This window comes from Neobacillus cucumis (assembly GCF_023715505.1).
On sequence record NZ_JAMBOH010000021.1, the window covers coordinates 51,578 to 68,313 of the forward strand.

The following is a 16,736-nucleotide window of genomic DNA, read 5'->3' on the forward strand; positions in this document are numbered from 1 at the left end:
TTCCTCCTTTGATTGGTAGTTCTTATTATAGCTACCCGCCCTAGGGAGGAATGAAACATTTATTCTTTAAGTATAAACATTCTGATCACGAAATTGGTTTATTTTGTATTTTCACTCAAATGTTCCTAATGGGGTGGCTCTAACCTTAAGACAGAAAATAAGTGATGATATTCAAAATGTGAAAAGGGAAGAGCAAAATAAACCCGATGAACAATACAGGAAATATAATAAGTAACATCTATGGGTGGTTTTTGGTGTCAGGCACCAGTTAATTTTTCGACCGTAACTCTGCCTGAAAAAAAAGTGGCACCCCCGCCCATGTCTGCGATACGGTCTGGAGTAAGAGTGTTGACCAGTTGTTTTGTTCCTTTATCTGCTCCCCAAAGGCCTTGGGTCACTGCTACACCTGGAAGGACGCTGTTACCAACACTCGCTTTAAGGATACATTCTCCTTGTTCGTTCCAAACTCGGACCTTCTCTCCATGTGTTACTCCCAATTTTTCAGCATCGTAACGATTTAAAACCACTTGAGGCTCTTTTTCGAGCCTAACATGCGTTGACTGGTTCGCAAATGTTGAATTTAAAAAGCTATGGTTCGGCCCCGCTATAAAGTGAAAAGGGTGATCAGAGTCATTTTTTAAAGGTTCATAGGTTGGTAATGGAGTATATCCGTCCTGTTTCATCTTTTCGGAAAATAGCTCAATCTTTCCGCTCGCCGTTGGGAGCCTGTCAGGAAATTTCACTTTTGCCTTAAGATAATGATGTTCCCTTAAGGATTCGTAAGTTATTTCTTTCATATAAGAATTCATGGGATTCGCTAGTGATTGCCCAATCAATTCTGCTTCTGTCTCATCAAAAGCCGATTCAGTAAAACCCATTCCTTTAGCTAGCAGTCGGAACACCTCCAGGTTTGACTTTGCGTCCTCGAATGGTTCGATTACAGGCTGTTGAAGCTGAATATAATGATGCCAATACGATGTATAAAAATCGATGTTTTCAAAAGAAGATGTGGCTGGTAGAACAATGTCTGCGTAGTTTGCCGTTTCTGTTAAAAATAAATCATGGACAACAGTAAATAAGTCTTCACGTTTCAATCCTCTTCGAACCTTATTGCCAGCTGGCGCAACAACGGCTGGATTACTCCCATATACATAGAGCGATTTTAATGGAGGATCTAACGTGAGCAGGGCTTCTCCCAGCAAGTTCATATTAATGACCCGCGTTTTTTTATTTTTCAACAAATCTGGCCGCTGTAAATTAACAGTATGGTGGGCCAGGTAAGCGGAATTTCCTTTGATAGCCCCTCCTCCTTTTACTAACCACTGTCCTGTTAGAGCAGGGAGGCAGGAAATCGTTCTTACAAACATACCGCCATTGTCGTGGTGCTGCGGGCCATTTCCAATTCGAATAAAGGCCGGGGAAGTTTTCCCGTACATCCTTGCCAGTTGAACAATATCCTCTGCCGGTATGCCGGTAATACTTGATACAGCAGCAGGGTCATACTGCATAACATGTTCACGCAGTTGCTCATGACCGACTGTATATTGCTTCAGAAATGCAGAATCCACCATGTTCTCGGAGAATAAAATATGCATCAATCCTAAAGCCAGAGCGGTATCAGTCCCAGGTAAAATAGGAATAAACCAGTCTGCTAATCTAGCAGTTTGATTTTTATGGACATCAATAACAATGATTTTAGCGCCATTTTGTTTCCGGGCTTGTTGGGCAAGAGCAACTTGGTGCATGTTGGTACTTACAGCATTAATCCCCCAAAAAATAAACAGCTTGGTGTGGATTGTATCCTCAGGATCTGTTCCGAGACTTGCGCCCATTGTATATTTATAACCAACTGCACCTGCAGAGTTACAGATGCTCCTGTCGAGTTGAGAGGATCCCAAACGATTGAAGAAGCGGCGGTCCATCCCTTCAGCACTAAGGTTTCCCATATTTCCATAAAAGCTGTAGGGCAGAATACTTTCGGCACCCTCGTTTTGCAGCAGTTCCTTCCAGCGGGTGGTAATCGTTTCAATGGCTTCCTCCCAGCTTATTCGGACAAATTTCCCTTCACCTTTCGCACCGTTGCGTTTCATTGGATATTTTAGCCGTTTTTCATCATAGATTCGTTCCGCCATATTACGAACCTTGTTGCAAATAAACCCCTTTGTGACTGGATGATTAGGGTCACCCTCTACCTTGATAATTTTTCCGTTCTTTTTATGAAGGAGCAACCCGCATTGATCCGGGCAATCTAGCGAACAAACCGAAGGGAAAATACCATTTGGGCGATCAACAAAAGCGGTCATAAATGGTCTCCTTTCCATTGGTGTCAGGCACCATTTGTTATGTATAATGAATGTTTTCTATTCTGATTAATTCGACATAAACTCGCCAAGACCTGTACAATTCAGGACCGTATAACTAAATAAAGGAAATGATTAAAGAACTCGGTTTACCTATTAACTGGATATCCATTACTCCTCTTTCAAATGCTCAACGAGACGGCTAAGTAAATCGCTTAAGACCACTATTTCTTGATCACTATAAATATGATAGGTCTGGGCATTAAAATCATTTCGTAACGATTTCAATTGCTCATAAACACGGATTCCTTCCTCTGTTATCTTCACTCGAGTTCGTCTTTTATCCTCAGGGTCTTGAAATAGAGTAACTAAATTGGAGTGCTGCAGGCGATTAATCATCCCGGTCATATTTTGTTTCGTTACAAGCATTTCTTCTTTTAGTTCACCAATGAAAATTTCTCCTCTACTAATGATGGTTCTAAGAATCACCCATTGCTGTATGCTATTCAGGCCTACCTCCGAAACCATTTTTGCTCCATATCTGCTTAAGAGATTGGAGCTCCTAAAGATATCTAATGTAATGTTTGTTTTAACTTCTTCCATACAAACCTCCGAGTCCATAGATTATTCAGTCGCCATTGATGTCACAGTTGTCAGTACCGCCATGCCGCGGATTGTCAGTGACCTCAGCGGGTTAAAATTAATCAGTTGGGTCTTTGCTATTTATACGCTTACCACTTCTGTAACAACGCCCATTTACGGGAAATTAGCTGATTTATTCGGCAGGAAAAAAATTTTTATCACTGGGGTTATTTTGTTTGTGGCCGGCTCGATGCTATCAGGTGCTGCCCATACAATGACTCAATTAATTTGGTTCCGTGCTTTTCAAGGAATTGGTGCCGGTGCGGTCATGCCGTTAACCTTTACGATTATTGGTGACCTCTACCCTGGAGAACAGCGTGCCAAAATGCAGGGAGTATTTAGTGCGGTCTGGGGAATTGCCGGTCTTCTTGGCCCATTGGTGGGCGGATTTTTTGTGGACCAAATCAGCTGGCGGTGGATTTTCTATATCAATTTGCCGGTCGGTTTAGTATCGCTTGTGTTAATCACTGTCTTCTTCCATGAAACAGTAGAATTGAAGAAGGACCGTAAAATTGATTATCTTGGAGCAATTACTTTTACCATTGGAATTTCTACTCTATTATACGCACTTCTAAATGCTGGTCCGGGACAGAAATATGCATGGAATTCAACAGCGATTTATACACTGTTTGCTGTTTCGGTGCTCTTTATTGTACTCTTTGGCTATATTGAAACCAAGGTGAAGGAACCGATGCTTCCTCCATCATTATTTAAGATTCCAGTGATCCTCGTTTCCAATCTGATCGGCTTCCTAGCAAGTTCTGTCCTCATTGGGGTGAATGTTTATTTGCCAATGTGGATTCAAACGATTCTTGGACACAGTGCGACGAGCTCAGGACTAACGCTCATGCCAATGTCGATTGCCTGGCCTTTAGGTGCCACTTTTGCCGGGCGTTATATGTATAAAATTGGTTCTAAATTAACGGCGATTCTTGGTGCAGTGTTGATTGCCCTCGGTGGAACATGGCTGCTGGCTGTGGAACTTGATTCACCGTATTGGTATTTTGTAGGGATTATGATTGTCATTGGTCTTGGGATGGGTTACGCGACAACCCCAACAACCGTTCTCGTTCAATCAGCGGTTGGCTGGCAAATGCGTGGAGCGGCAACGGCTTCCAACACCTTTACTAGGTCCATTGGCCAAACAGTTGGAGTTGCTGTCTTTGGAACGATTTTTAACAATTCGCTAATTTCTTATGGAAAAGAACACTCAGCCGGAGGATCGGGTGATGGAGGTAATATTAATATTAATATTAGTGATGTTTTAAGTTCAGGAGCCATTAATAAGCTGCCTGCAAGTGTCCTTTCGATGATCCATGAGGGGCTCGCCCATGGGATGCACCTTGTGTTTATTCTCGTATTTTTTATCGGGGTCGCAAACCTGGTCGCTACTTTCTTCCTTCCTTCACATAAGAAGGTAATGGAGCAGCAAAAGCAAGTTCAGCATTAAACGTAAAGCCTCCATAGGGCGGCTTCGTTTTTGGTTCTATAGACAAATACAGAAATGTGTCCATCAGACTTCACTCCTTTTGTAAAATAATATGAACGTTAGAATGTAACCATTCTTAAACTAAACTTTCTGATATAATAGTAAACAAAATAATTCGGCTCATTAAATATAAATGAGGTATCGGAAGTCTTTGGATACAGCCGCAGCCATTGTACGCGATTTTCACTCAAGTCTTTGGGAGTTCCCCAAGACAGTACTATACCAATTTGAAAGTTAAAAAAGCGAAAGAATTGTTGTTGTTAACGAATAAAGGGGTCGATGAAATATCCTCTGAATTAGGTTTTTCCTCTGTATTTCATTTTAGTAGACAATTTAAACGCTGGACTTTCAAATCTCCTTCTGAATATAGATTGAATCCTACCAGATAAAAAATTAGAGGCACCTTAATGTTTTCATTAAGATGCCTCGTTTAAATCATTATATTATTATGGAACTACTAAAATAACTTTCTCTCCCTAATCAATCCGCACCTAAACCTTTAATATATTCATAGCTCTGCATAACCGCTTCATCTCCAGCAATCTCCAGAGTAGTATGACCATTGAATCCACTTGCAACGAGGGTTTCAAAAACGCCTTTAATATCAATAACTCCTGTACCAAGTGCAATCGTACTCATTCCACATCCAAACTTTGTTCCTCTCACACTTTCCATATCAGCAGGGAGGTCTTTCCAATGAACATGTTTGATTTTACTAGCAAATTTTTGGGTGAAATCTACAGGGTCAGTTCCGCCTAACCAGGAGTTTTCTGTATCTAGATTAATTCCAAGGTGATCTGGGTTACCCAGTCCGTGGATCAGTTTTTCTAGACTGGGAATCGAATCCGTTAATTCTCCATGTGGTTCTAATAGGAGAGTCACGCCATAGTCCCTTGCTAATCGAAGGGGTTCATACAGCTTTTCGATAACGGTAAAAATCTTCTGGTCTTCTGTCAACTGATGGACAAACTCAGTTGAAGGCTCACCTTCCGTTGTAATGACATAATCCACACCAATTGCCGCAGCTGAACGGATGGCTTTAATAATCTGAGACGTACCATAACGCCACGGGGCAGTAGGATCAAGTAAATTGGCGTGAGCGCAAAAAGTGGTGATGGTAAGTTCTTCCTTTTCAAACATACGTTTTAAATCATATGGGTTGCCATCTAAGCTTGCTGTCGCAGCAAAACCAAACTCGACTCCAAGCTGTCCCCCATCACGATTATCTATAACATCCGCATAACGGAAACCCATTTCCCTAATACGCTTCAATTGATGCTCTAAAACAGAAAAAGGATCTACTAAAGCAAAGCAACCAACTGTTATCGCCATTTAAAAGCCCCCTTTGTCTTAACCGAATACTATTTTAAAACATCTAGGAGGTTATTAGAATGCCAAATTGGTTCATGTGTTTGACCATTTGTAGCTTAACGGCATTTTGTTTCTTTTAAATTTCGTCATTGGTTTATCTATTAATTTTCCAGAAAAATGAAAAGGCACCTATCGAAGGTACCTTTATTAGTTTTATTGATTTAGATAAGTCCAAGCGTATTGAGCGTACAGTTCAGCTCCTGTAGTTAATGCCTCTTCATCAATATTGAATCTACCATGATGGTGTGCCCATTCTGTATCTTTTTCTGGATTACCGCTTCCTACCAAAGCAAAGCTGCCAGGAACTCTTTCAAGATACTCACTGAAATCCTCACCGCCCATGGTTGGCTTTTCAAAATAGACAGCATCCTCGCCAAATGCCTCTTTTACCACGCTTTGAACCAGACTTGCACTGTATTCATCATTAATAACAGCTTGGGTTCCTCTTGTATATTCCACCTTAGCCGTCGCACCATATATTGCTGCAACGTGATCAGCATAATGCTGGATTTGCTTTTCTATATGGTCTCTTGTTTTTGGATCAAAACAGCGAACCGTTCCTTCAATGACTGCATTTTCGGCGATGACATTAAATCGAGTCCCGACCACCATTTTTCCAACTGTGACCACAGCAGGCTTTTGAGTATCAACCGTTCTGGAAACCACTGTTTGTATATTCATAACGAAGGAAGAAGCCACAATCGCTGCATCAATAGTATCATGCGGCATCGCTCCATGACCGCCTCTACCCTTGAAAGTTACTTTAAATAGGTCTGCCGATGCAAAAGAAGGGCCTGCTGGACAAGATACTTTGCCAGTTGGCATTTGTGACCAGATATGTATGCCAAAAACGTTGTCCACTCCCTCAACAGCTCCTTGCTTCACCAGTGCTTTGGCCCCTTCTGCTACTTCTTCAGCAGGCTGAAACAATAGACGGACCGTCCCAGGCAACTCCTGTTTTAGTTCCACTAATGCTTTGGTAGCGATGAGGAGCATGGCCGTATGAGCATCGTGGCCGCAAGCATGCATTTTTCCTTCTTCTTTTGAGGCATAAGGCAAATTTTTATTTAATTCTTCTACCGATAATGCATCCATGTCCCCTCTTAAAGCGACCGTTTTTCCTGGTATTCCACCTTCAATGGTAGCAATCACACCGGTCGGCACTGTTCTTCGATAAGGAATACCTAATTTCTCAAGATACCCACACACAAAAGCGGTTGTTTTTTCTTCCTCCCAGGAAAGCTCGGGCTCACTATGGAGCTTTCTGCGTAAGGCAGTCAATTCTTCACTATAGTTTTTTATCGCTTCTTTAATTTTTTCATTCATCATTGCTCTTCCGCCTCCGTTAATTTCTTGGCTGTTTCGTAGAATATTTCTACTGCTTTGGCGATATCCCGAGAGTCTGACCATTCTTCAGGGCAATGGCTTAATCCCTTTTTACTTGGAATAAATATCATGCCAACATCTGTATAATCCGAAAACACCATGGCATCGTGTCCGGCCCCACTGTTGATGGAACAGTACGGGATATGAAAACGAAGGCTTGATTGTTTCAAATGATCAATGATTTCCTGGTTCATTACCTTCGGTTTCATACATAACCGCTGCTCGGCTGAAATATGAATTCCATCTTTACTATTGGAGTCTATCAACTTATTCATTTTCCGAATGACATTTTCGATATGCTCTTCCTTGCTGGAACGTAAATCTACCGTGAAGACGACTTTATTTGGAATGACATTCGCACCGTTTGGATACACCTGTAATTGCCCCGTTGTCATCACCGTGCCCTCTCCTTCCTCAATGGCAAGGTTCGGAAATTGAGCAATCATGGTTGCTGCTGCAACTAACGCATCCGAACGGCGATTCATTGGCGTGGTCCCAGCATGCCCCGCCTGTCCCTCTACCGTTATTTCAAATTGAGTCAAGCCGACTATAGCTTCGACTACACCAATTGGAATTTTCTTTTCCTCTAGAATTGGACCCTGTTCAATATGTAGTTCCAAGAATGCTTTCATGGTCTTAGGATCTCTCTTTTTAGGAAGCGATGGATCTAAACCGATTTTTTTCATCGCTTCTTCTGTAGAGATGCCATCTTTATCTTTTAACTGTTTGAAATCTTCATCACTAAGTAAGCCGGTGATTCCCCTTGAACCCATTAATCCTCCGCCAAACCTCGCACCCTCTTCTTCAATAAGCGCAATGACTTCCAATGGGTATTTAGGTGTAAGTTTGTTTTTAGCAAAAAGACCTGCAACTTCTAATCCGGCAACTACCCCTGCAGGACCGTCATACGAACCTCCATTTGGCACGGAATCAAAATGGGAACCAAGGAGAACGCTCGGGGCCTCTTTAAGAGTCCCCTCCAGCTTGCCGAAAATGTTGCCGAAACCATCTTCACGAACCTGTAAGCCGTATTCCATCATTTTATCTTTTATATAATCCCGTGCCTGCTTGTCTTCCTTGCTATAGGTACGCCTTGTTGTCCCATTTCCGGGTGTTGCCGTAAATTTACTTAACGTTTCAATATGCTCTTCAATTCTTTTTTGAAGTTCTCCCATTCCTATCCCTCCGATTTTTTACAAGAATTTCACAAAGATACCTGCTAAAATTACCGAAACAATCGTAACGGTGATAAATCCACCAACAAGCATTGGAGGCAGCATGTGGCTTGTTAGTACTTCTCTTTCTTTTTCATCATTGGTTAATGACTTGATGACTTCATTTGTAATGATGTAGTCAGCCGGGAATCCGTATAACGCCGTTAATGACACAGCAAATGCCATTTCTTTGCTTACTTTTAAGGCTTTACCGATAACAAATGAGAAGATATACATCCCAAGCACACCAATAACAATGGTCCCAATAAGTGGATAAATAATTTCAAGCATCATGCTTGGTGTTGCTTGCTTTAAACCATCAAAGATGAAAAGCATAAGCGCCATGATGGCCAACCCGAATCCATTTGCTTTTTGTAAAACCTGCTTTTCTAAGAAACCGATACTTTTTGCGATGACCCCAAATAATAAACAAAGTACAAAAGGACTTATAGAAACAACTGGCGCTAATAGAGTTGAAACTTCATAGGCAAGAAATCCAACAAACGCTAGTCTTAAAAATTTAAAGAAATCTGTATTATACTTCTCTGGCATGTTTTTAAAAAGCTTTAATTCTACCCTTCCTGCCTCTGTGGTTGCTGCCACTTCATTTGCTGCTTTTTGTGATTGATTTATCACTAATTGACCGTTACGGTATTGGGAAAGAAGTCTTTTTCCCTCTTTTTTCAACATGATGGATGTAAGTGGATATCCTGCAAATCCTTGCATAACATAAATGACAATCGCGAAAACAGACAAGGATGCGAGGCCTGCTTCCTTTGCCCCCTCTGACATGATTAAGGCAGATACCACACCGCCAACTAAAGGAGGGATCGCGACAACGATCGTTTTAAAACCAAAAATAAAACTGCCAACTCCAAGTAAAAGGGCAATGATCCCAAGTATTCCTGATAGAGCGATGACAACGGTCTTCCATTGGTTTTTTAACTCTTGAAGCGATAACAATGTTCCCATATTGGTAATTAAAAGGTACATAAACATGGTTGCTACAACTGGCGGAATACCTGATATCGAAACGATGTCTTTAGGAAAAAAGGTCCAATACCCAACTAGAAACAACACCGCACAGATAAAAATGGAAGGTACCCATGCTTTTGTACGTACTGCTACAAAATCCCCGATAAATAAAATAAGAATTACAATGACTAATGCTAGCATTTGCGACATAACTACACCTTACCTCTCTATGATGATAATTATTTTTCGTAGTACGAAATAGATTTATTTATTAGAATAATAATATAATTTTATTTTTCAGTCAATTGTAAATTTTAGAAAAACATCGCGATCGTTTACAGAAAGGGATTAATAGTTAAACCAGTGTTTGTTTTCTTATAATGGTCAAATAATTATATTATTCTAATAATAATTGTGATGAAAATCCGATCCAAGATCCAATGTGAATGGAAAATAAAAGGACTCCGATTTAGGGAGTCCTTTGCCTTTACATACTACTATCCGTCCAATTGTTACATTTCTCCGCCAGAGATAGCCACTGATTGCCTTTCAGGACCAAACTCCTGACCATTCCATTTCAAAACAGTTTGTACATATCCCAGACTGTCCGCATTATACCTGCCGGCTATCCTTTGATACGCTTCGAGTTCATATCTATTATCCCTGTTAAAATCAATCTGGTATAGACCTGACAAAGGATTAACCCACCCATTTATTGGAGCCCTTAAAATACCTTGGGGGTTATAGATTTCCGATAAATATTCCTTCCCCTTATAAGTAAGGTCAAGAATATACTTTTCTCTGAGATGATAACTGATTACCTTTGCTTTATATTGATTTTCATATGTCACATCGTACTTATAGGAATCATTGAATGCATCTGAATCAAATATTTGCCTTATTTGACCGTTCATATAAGAAAAGATATACTCATAAACCGTGCCGGCACTTCCTCTAGTATCAATGACCACTAAAATATCATCGCCCTTTTTGCCTGTAAAATTTCCTAGAAATAGTGTGGGGTTGTATCCAGAGTTATTTTTGAAATGGATGTGATCATAGTGATGTGTCCTCCCATTTTGGACAACTAAAGTGATATCTTTCCAAAATGGACTATCAGGGGGCTTATTTGCAGTTAGAAAGACATTGTCTTTTATACCGTCTCCGTCAATATCGCCCCTCTTTACCATTACTACGGATGGACTATTAGTATGTATTTGTCTTGATTCAGCTGATTGCAGTCCCGCCCGTATTTCTAAGAGTTTGTGTTTTGAAGGATAAGGATTGGGAAAAGACAAAGCCATATCAATTGTTTGTAGTGCTTCCTTTGTTAATCCGGCTCTTGCCTGCGTATTAGCCAAACAGTACCAATAATAGGGATGATTGGTTTCACGTATTTTTGTATAATAGTGATGGCGCTCCTTATTGAAATCATTGGTGACCATCTACAACCCACCTATCCTATTATTCTTCTTATTATTTTATATGTGCGAATTTAGAGGAGCATTCTTAGCTCAGTTCTACATGGGTTAAAGTCTCGTAGGTTCTATCGTTTTCTCCAGTTAAAAAAATTCAGGTAACTGAGCTATTGCTAGCCTTGAAAAAAAACTTTACCTGGGGATATTATTTTAAAAACAAAAGAGCCATCAAAAGAAACATGTTTATGTTTCTTTTTGATAGCTCTTTTTTCCATTGATTGTTGGATAACTTATTACTTATTCTGCTCCAACTAGAGACCAATCCTGAAGGTTATTATGGAATCCGAATATCTTAGGCCCTCCAAATTGTACTTGTTTGGAAATGGCTGCAAAATCATAATCTGAATAAAGTGAAATGATCGGAACATCTTTCTCCCAAATGGCTTGCAGCTCATCATAAATTTCTTTTCTCTTATCTGGATCTGCTTCTGATTGACCTTTTAACAGCAGCTCATCTGACTTTGGATTATCATATCTCATAAAGTTATAGGAACCAGCTTTACTATAAAGAGTTGATATTTCTGGATCCAAATTGAATGTAAAGCCCATTAATAACAAGTCAAACTCTCCTGCTTTTCCTTTTTGCATGATCGTAGGGAAATCGTAGGTTGTGACTTTAACCTTTACTCCCACGTCCTGTAGGTTTTGGGTAATAATATCCGCAGACTGTTCACGGACTTTATTACCGATTGGGACTACTAATTGAAGGGTATGGTTAAAGTCCCAGCCAGCTTCCTTCAACAATTGTTTTGCTTTCCCAGGATCGTAGGTGAATTTTTCTAAATCCTTATCCAGGTAAGGACTGACCGAAGTATAGGGCCCATCTACTATTTCCCCTTTTCCTTTCAATAGCTTATCTACAAACTTTTCACGGTCGAGGGCGTAAACGAGTGCTTGACGAACTTTGGCATCTGTTATTTTTGTGGTATTAAACATCATCGTTTGAAAACCAATCGTTGGTTCCACCTTCGTTTTTACATTGTTAAACTTTTCAACCGTTTCATAATCCTGAGCCGGAATCTTTCCAATTCCTGCAGCAACATTCATATGAAGCTCTCCTGTTTGAAGTTGGGCCACTAGGTTTGGTGCCGGCATAATTTTAACAAACAGGCTATTCGTCTTTGGTTTTCCTAAATAATAGTCTGGATTGCTTTTAAATTCGACATATTGGTCCTTTTTATATTGAACATACTTGTAAGGTCCATTTGTAACCGTTGGTTTCATAAAGAAGGGGTCTTTTGCTAAATTAGCAGGCGCAACCTTTTCTAAGACATGTTTTGGCAGAATCATCAATTTTGAGCCCAATTGTTCCTTAATCATATTTGGATCAACAGGTGATTTCGTTTTGAATTCAACGGTATGTTCATCGATAATCTTGACCGATGGAATTTCAGCCTGTCCTTCTTTCAACTTACCTGTATCATCAAGGCCTTCAAAAACGGAGATATAGTTGCCAACCGTGGTTTCCACTTTCGGGTTGGCAATTAAGTTAAAGGTAAATGCAGCATCCTCAGCTGTAACCGGTTTTCCATCAGACCACTTCGCATTCTGATTCAACTTAATTGTAAAAGTTTGATTATCAGTCGTTTCAATTGAATCCGCCAATTTTGGGACAAACTCTTGCGGCCCTGTCATTTCTAAAAAGGAATCAAACATAAACTTTTCTATAAAACTAGAGGCAATGTCTGGAGAGCTAATCGTGCTAAAGTTTATCGGCGGATTAACCATTCCCAGATACATGGTTTTGTTGGCTGAGCCACTAGAAGCAGTGGAAGAAGTAGTTGAACTTTTGCCTGAGCAGGCTGTTAAAGCCAATGTTAAGACGATAGCGGATAAACTGACTGTTCTCTTTAGATAACCCATAATGTCCCCCTAAATGATCTATATTTTTATTTATTATTTTAAATTTTTTGGATCCATGGCATCGCGCAATCCGTCCCCCATAAAATTAATGGATATCACAGCTAACAAAATCATTAAACCAGGAGGTAACCATAACCAAGGCTGCGTGGCTAATACGGTTAGCGACTGGGCTTCATTCAGCATATTCCCCCAGCTGGCTGTTGGCGGCTGTACTCCCATTCCAAGGAAACTTAAGGAGGCTTCTAATATAATTGAGGAGGCGATTCCAAAGGTGGCATTCACTAAAATGGGTGCTAAACAGTTAGGCAAAATATGTTGAAAGAGAATCTTCCAGGAAGGTAAACCTAATGCAACCCCTGCTTTCACGTAGTCCATCTCTTTAATGGTCAGGACGCTTCCTCGAACAATACGGGCAACTGACGGCCAGCCCAATAATCCGATGACAAGAATAATATTAAAGAGACTTGGTCCCATGATACTGACAAGGACAAGGATGACCATAAGATAAGGAAAGGACATAAACACATCCGTTAGACGCATAATGATCATATCCACCCATTTTCCAAAGTATCCAGCAACAGCGCCGAGGAACGTGCCGATTACGACATAAATAGCAACCGCTCCGATTCCCACAGCCAAGGAGACCCTTGATGCATAAATCAATCTACTTAACAAATCCCGCCCCACTTGGTCCGTCCCCAATAAATGTTCAGCTGAAGGCTGATCTGCAAATTCCCCGTTAACAGAATAAGGACTTTGAGGTGCCATAAGAGGAGCGAAAATTGCCATTAGAACGATTAAACTGAAAACAATTAGTCCAAAAACGGCTAGTTTATGTTTGAAAAACTTTTTTCTGATGACCCTTAAGTAGCTTTCCTCTTTTCCCAGCTCTTGTTTTACGTCAAGATGCGGATCATTGGCTACTGGAATTCCTGCCATTTTAGTTACTAGTGACACCTTAACCTCCTCCTTTCAAAAATTAATTGTACTTAATCCTTGGATCAGCAACGGAATAAAGGATATCGGTAAGCAGATTTGAGAATAGAACCATGAAAGCGGCCAAAAGGTTAATCGCCATTAGCACCGAATAATCGCGTGAACCGATAGATTGGATAGTTAATTGTCCAAGTCCAGGCCATTGAAATATTTGTTCAGTGACAACGGCTCCCCCGATTAAAAGAGGGATATCCAAACCAATGATCGTTATAATCGGGATGAGTGCATTTCTCAGCGCATGTTTATTAGTAACAATAAATTCACCTAAGCCTTTCGCTCTTGCCGTCCGTAAATAATCCTGCCCCAGTACTTCGATCATACTGGACCTTACATAGCGGACCATACTTCCTGCGATTCCTGTCCCCAGGACGATAGCGGGCATAATCAAATGCAATAACGTATCCGTAAATCCCCCAGTACCCCCAAGGGTATTCATGCCGCCAGTTGGTAAGATCTGAGTCATAATGGCAAAGACATAAATCGCACCTAAACCCATAAAGAAGTGAGGAATCGAAACGCCAAGAAAAGAAAAAGTAGTCGTCAAATAATCGATCCATGAATATTGTTTTGTTGCACTTAAAATTCCGATTGGAATGGCAATAAGATATGCAATGATTAAGGCAGAGCCCATCAGGATAAGAGTTGGACCCAATCGTTCGAAAATCATATTCGTAACAGGCTCATAGGTGGAGTAAGAGAAACCAAAATCACCTTTAAGTAAATTCCCCAACCAATGCCAATATTGGATATAGATTGGATCATTTAACCCAAGAGCTTCTTTCTTAATCTCAATATCAGCGGCCGTTACATCTGGACTTACATACATGTCGACTGGATTACCAGGTGCCAAATTAATAATTAAAAAGTTAAAGATCGTTACACCAAACAAGACAGGGATAGCGATCAGAATTCTTCGAAGAATATACTGAACCATAGGATCCCTCCTTTCTCGTTTACATTAATGGAAAGTGACAAGCTGTTTGATGATGAAGACCGGTTAATTCCGGGGTTTGCACCCGGCAAATATCTTGAGCAATTGGACATCTTGTATGAAAACTGCACCCTTTAGGAGGATTGGCCGGACTTGGAACATCCCCTTCCACTAAGATTCGTTCCCTGTTTCGCAAATGTGGATTTGGAATGGGATAGGTACTCAGTAAACCTTGTGTATAGGGATGTTTCGGCTTCTTAAAAATATCTTCTGTTTTCCCAAGTTCAACAATTTTCCCTAAATACATGACGGCGATGCGATCACTAATATATTTCACCGCACCTAAACCATGGGCAATGAACAGATAGGTCAGCTGAAACTCTTTTTGTAAATCCTTCAGTAGATTCAAGACTTGAGCCTGTATGGACACGTCTAAGGCAGAAACAGGTTCATCACAAATGATCAGTTTCGGATTTAACATAAGCGCTCTGGCAATGCCGATCCGTTGCCTTTGACCACCGGAAAATTCATGTGGATAACGGCTTCGATGCAGCTTTGTCAATCCTACGATTTCAAGCATCGCATTTACCTTACGATCAACCTCCTCTTTATCTGCCAGTTTATGGGTGAGCAGTGGTTCTGAGAGAAGATCTCCTATCCGCTTTCTCGGATTTAAGGATGAATAGGGATCTTGAAAGATCATTTGCATTTTCGTACGGGTTTTTCTCAGTTCTGATCCACTGATATCGGATAAATCCATGCCCTCTAAAATGACTTTCCCTTCAGTAGGAGGGTCCAGCTTTACAATGGCCCGGCCGGTTGTCGATTTGCCGCAACCGGATTCTCCTACAAGCGAAAGCGTTTCTCCTGGATAGAGGCGGAAATTCAAACCATCGACCGCTTTAACATGTCCGACCGTCCGGGGAATAATCCCTTTTTTAATAGGGTAATATTTTTTAAGATTATGAACCTCTAACAAGGGTACATCAGGCACTGTTTTTGCATTATCCTGGTTCGGCTGAACCGTTGAAATACTCATACCTGAACCTCCTCGATCGATTTCGTTTTGGTCAGATGCTCTTCTTCCACTAACCAGCATCTGACTTTATGAATTTTTTCCTTATTAATAGAAGAAAGAGGAGGCTTTTCATGCAGACATTTTTCTGTCGCATATGGGCACCTTGTATGGAACCTGCACCCCTTTGGCATTTGTTGTAAGGTTGGTACCATCCCGGGGATGGAATAAAGTCGTTTATACTCTTCATATTCTAGGTGAGGAATTGACTCGATTAATCCTTTTGTATAGGGATGCTTCGGTTCATCAAATAAGGTAAACACATCCGCTTCTTCCACCACTTGCCCTGCATACATCACAAGGACCTTATCTGCCATCTCAGCGATCACGCCCAAATCATGGGTGATTAACATAATTGCGGTATCGGATTCTTCTCTCAGTTCTTTCATTAACTCTAAAATTTGTGCTTGAATGGTCACATCAAGGGCTGTAGTCGGCTCATCGGCAATGAGCAGCTTAGGTTTACAAGACAGGGCCATCGCAATCATGACCCTCTGTCTCATTCCCCCCGATAATGAGTGTGGGTATTCATTCATCACTTCTTCAGCCCGCGGGATTTTTACTTGCTTCAGCATATCAATTGCATATGCTGAAGCATCCTTCTTACTCATTTTCAAGTGAAGTTTGATCCCTTCAATCATCTGGTTACCAATGGTATAAACAGGGTTCAAGGATGTCATTGGTTCCTGAAAAATCATCGAGATCTGATTCCCGCGAACTTGTCTCATTTCGGCTTCTGTTAACTTGTTTAATTCTTTTCCATTCATCTTGACCGAACCATTTTTTATGTAACCATTTTTCCCTAGCAATCTCATAATTGACAAGGATGTAACACTTTTCCCGCAGCCAGATTCACCGACAATCCCAATCGTTTCTCCCGGCTCCAGATTGAAAGTAACCTCGTCAACCGAAATCAATTCGCCTTTTTCAGCCATAAAAGCGGTTTGTAGATTTTCTACTTCGATTATTTTGTTTGACATCTTCTCACCCCTTGCCCTGCTTAAAATCAGGTGAAT

Annotated in this window: 14 protein-coding genes; 2 read left to right on the forward strand and 12 right to left on the reverse strand. The window is 40.8% G+C overall.

What is annotated here, in order from left to right; genetic code table 11:
* Positions 1–257: 257 nt before the first annotated feature.
* Entirely contained in the window at positions 258–2,303 is a 2,046-nt protein-coding gene (locus M3226_RS22930) for a molybdopterin-containing oxidoreductase family protein (protein ID WP_251570991.1), read from the reverse strand.
* Between the two features lie 168 nt (positions 2,304–2,471).
* Positions 2,472–2,903 (reverse strand): MarR family winged helix-turn-helix transcriptional regulator, encoded by a 432-nt coding sequence (locus tag M3226_RS22935; protein ID WP_251570992.1) that lies wholly within the window; start codon positions 2,901–2,903, stop codon positions 2,472–2,474.
* Here M3226_RS22935 and M3226_RS22940 point away from each other — a divergent pair.
* Both M3226_RS22940 and M3226_RS32820 read left to right on the forward strand, forming a co-directional pair.
* Positions 2,881–4,392, forward strand: coding sequence for an MDR family MFS transporter (locus M3226_RS22940; protein WP_251570993.1), 1,512 nt, complete (start codon positions 2,881–2,883; stop codon positions 4,390–4,392). The genes M3226_RS22935 and M3226_RS22940 overlap by 23 nt on opposite strands.
* Before the next feature lie 209 nt (positions 4,393–4,601).
* Positions 4,602–4,820 (forward strand): helix-turn-helix domain-containing protein, encoded by a 219-nt coding sequence (locus tag M3226_RS32820; protein ID WP_374110670.1) that lies wholly within the window; start codon positions 4,602–4,604, stop codon positions 4,818–4,820.
* 91 nt (positions 4,821–4,911) lie between these two features.
* Here the strand turns inward: M3226_RS32820 and M3226_RS22945 are convergent, their stop codons facing one another.
* The 10 genes from M3226_RS22945 to M3226_RS22990 form a co-directional block, all read right to left on the reverse strand.
* Positions 4,912–5,763, reverse strand: coding sequence for a sugar phosphate isomerase/epimerase family protein (locus M3226_RS22945; RefSeq protein WP_251570994.1), 852 nt, complete (start codon positions 5,761–5,763; stop codon positions 4,912–4,914).
* A 192-nt stretch (positions 5,764–5,955) separates the two neighbouring features.
* Positions 5,956–7,131 (reverse strand): amidohydrolase, encoded by a 1,176-nt coding sequence (locus M3226_RS22950; RefSeq protein ID WP_251570995.1) that lies wholly within the window; start codon positions 7,129–7,131, stop codon positions 5,956–5,958.
* Positions 7,128–8,363 (reverse strand): Zn-dependent hydrolase, encoded by a 1,236-nt coding sequence (locus M3226_RS22955; protein WP_251570996.1) that lies wholly within the window; start codon positions 8,361–8,363, stop codon positions 7,128–7,130. The genes M3226_RS22950 and M3226_RS22955 overlap by 4 nt, the downstream gene beginning before the upstream one ends.
* An 18-nt stretch (positions 8,364–8,381) precedes the next feature.
* Entirely contained in the window at positions 8,382–9,587 is a 1,206-nt protein-coding gene (locus M3226_RS22960) for a hypothetical protein (protein ID WP_251570997.1), read from the reverse strand.
* A 302-nt stretch (positions 9,588–9,889) separates the two neighbouring features.
* A complete protein-coding gene (locus M3226_RS22965; protein ID WP_251570998.1) occupies positions 9,890–10,822 on the reverse strand; it encodes a VCBS repeat-containing protein in 933 nt (310 codons plus the stop codon).
* Positions 10,823–11,092: 270 nt separating this feature from the next.
* Positions 11,093–12,718: an ABC transporter substrate-binding protein gene (locus M3226_RS22970; protein ID WP_251570999.1), complete on the reverse strand. Its 1,626-nt coding sequence runs from the start codon at positions 12,716–12,718 to the stop codon at positions 11,093–11,095.
* A gap of 33 nt (positions 12,719–12,751) precedes the next feature.
* Positions 12,752–13,657 carry an oligopeptide ABC transporter permease gene (gene opp4C, locus M3226_RS22975; protein ID WP_251571020.1) on the reverse strand — a complete coding sequence of 302 codons (906 nt, stop codon included), beginning with the start codon at positions 13,655–13,657 and terminating at the stop codon, positions 12,752–12,754.
* A gap of 40 nt (positions 13,658–13,697) precedes the next feature.
* On the reverse strand, positions 13,698–14,648 hold the full coding sequence (locus tag M3226_RS22980; protein ID WP_251571000.1) for an ABC transporter permease: 951 nt from the start codon (positions 14,646–14,648) through the stop codon (positions 13,698–13,700).
* A 19-nt stretch (positions 14,649–14,667) separates the two neighbouring features.
* A complete protein-coding gene (locus tag M3226_RS22985) occupies positions 14,668–15,684 on the reverse strand; it encodes an ABC transporter ATP-binding protein (RefSeq protein ID WP_251571001.1) in 1,017 nt (338 codons plus the stop codon).
* Positions 15,681–16,700 carry an ABC transporter ATP-binding protein gene (locus M3226_RS22990; protein ID WP_251571002.1) on the reverse strand — a complete coding sequence of 340 codons (1,020 nt, stop codon included), beginning with the start codon at positions 16,698–16,700 and terminating at the stop codon, positions 15,681–15,683. Before M3226_RS22990 ends, M3226_RS22985 begins: the two co-directional genes overlap by 4 nt.
* Positions 16,701–16,736: the final 36 nt, after the last annotated feature.

What these genes read in the sequence shown, in the direction of transcription:
- M3226_RS22960 (WP_251570997.1), bottom strand. Translation starts at nt 9,587, where the DNA reads ATGTCGCAAATGCTAGCATTAGTCATTGTAATTCTTATTTTATTTATC.
- opp4C (WP_251571020.1), bottom strand. Translation starts at nt 13,657, where the DNA reads ATGGCAGGAATTCCAGTAGCCAATGATCCGCATCTTGACGTAAAACAA.
- M3226_RS22950 (WP_251570995.1), bottom strand. Translation starts at nt 7,131, where the DNA reads ATGATGAATGAAAAAATTAAAGAAGCGATAAAAAACTATAGTGAAGAA.
- M3226_RS22985 (WP_251571001.1), bottom strand. Translation starts at nt 15,684, where the DNA reads ATGAGTATTTCAACGGTTCAGCCGAACCAGGATAATGCAAAAACAGTG.
- M3226_RS22930 (WP_251570991.1), bottom strand. Translation starts at nt 2,303, where the DNA reads ATGACCGCTTTTGTTGATCGCCCAAATGGTATTTTCCCTTCGGTTTGT.
- M3226_RS22955 (WP_251570996.1), bottom strand. Translation starts at nt 8,363, where the DNA reads ATGGGAGAACTTCAAAAAAGAATTGAAGAGCATATTGAAACGTTAAGT.
- M3226_RS22945 (WP_251570994.1), bottom strand. Translation starts at nt 5,763, where the DNA reads ATGGCGATAACAGTTGGTTGCTTTGCTTTAGTAGATCCTTTTTCTGTT.
- M3226_RS22935 (WP_251570992.1), bottom strand. Translation starts at nt 2,903, where the DNA reads ATGGAAGAAGTTAAAACAAACATTACATTAGATATCTTTAGGAGCTCC.
- M3226_RS22965 (WP_251570998.1), bottom strand. Translation starts at nt 10,822, where the DNA reads ATGGTCACCAATGATTTCAATAAGGAGCGCCATCACTATTATACAAAA.
- M3226_RS22990 (WP_251571002.1), bottom strand. Translation starts at nt 16,700, where the DNA reads ATGTCAAACAAAATAATCGAAGTAGAAAATCTACAAACCGCTTTTATG.
- M3226_RS22970 (WP_251570999.1), bottom strand. Translation starts at nt 12,718, where the DNA reads ATGGGTTATCTAAAGAGAACAGTCAGTTTATCCGCTATCGTCTTAACA.
- M3226_RS22940 (WP_251570993.1), top strand. Translation starts at nt 2,881, where the DNA reads ATGTTTGTTTTAACTTCTTCCATACAAACCTCCGAGTCCATAGATTAT.
- M3226_RS22980 (WP_251571000.1), bottom strand. Translation starts at nt 14,648, where the DNA reads ATGGTTCAGTATATTCTTCGAAGAATTCTGATCGCTATCCCTGTCTTG.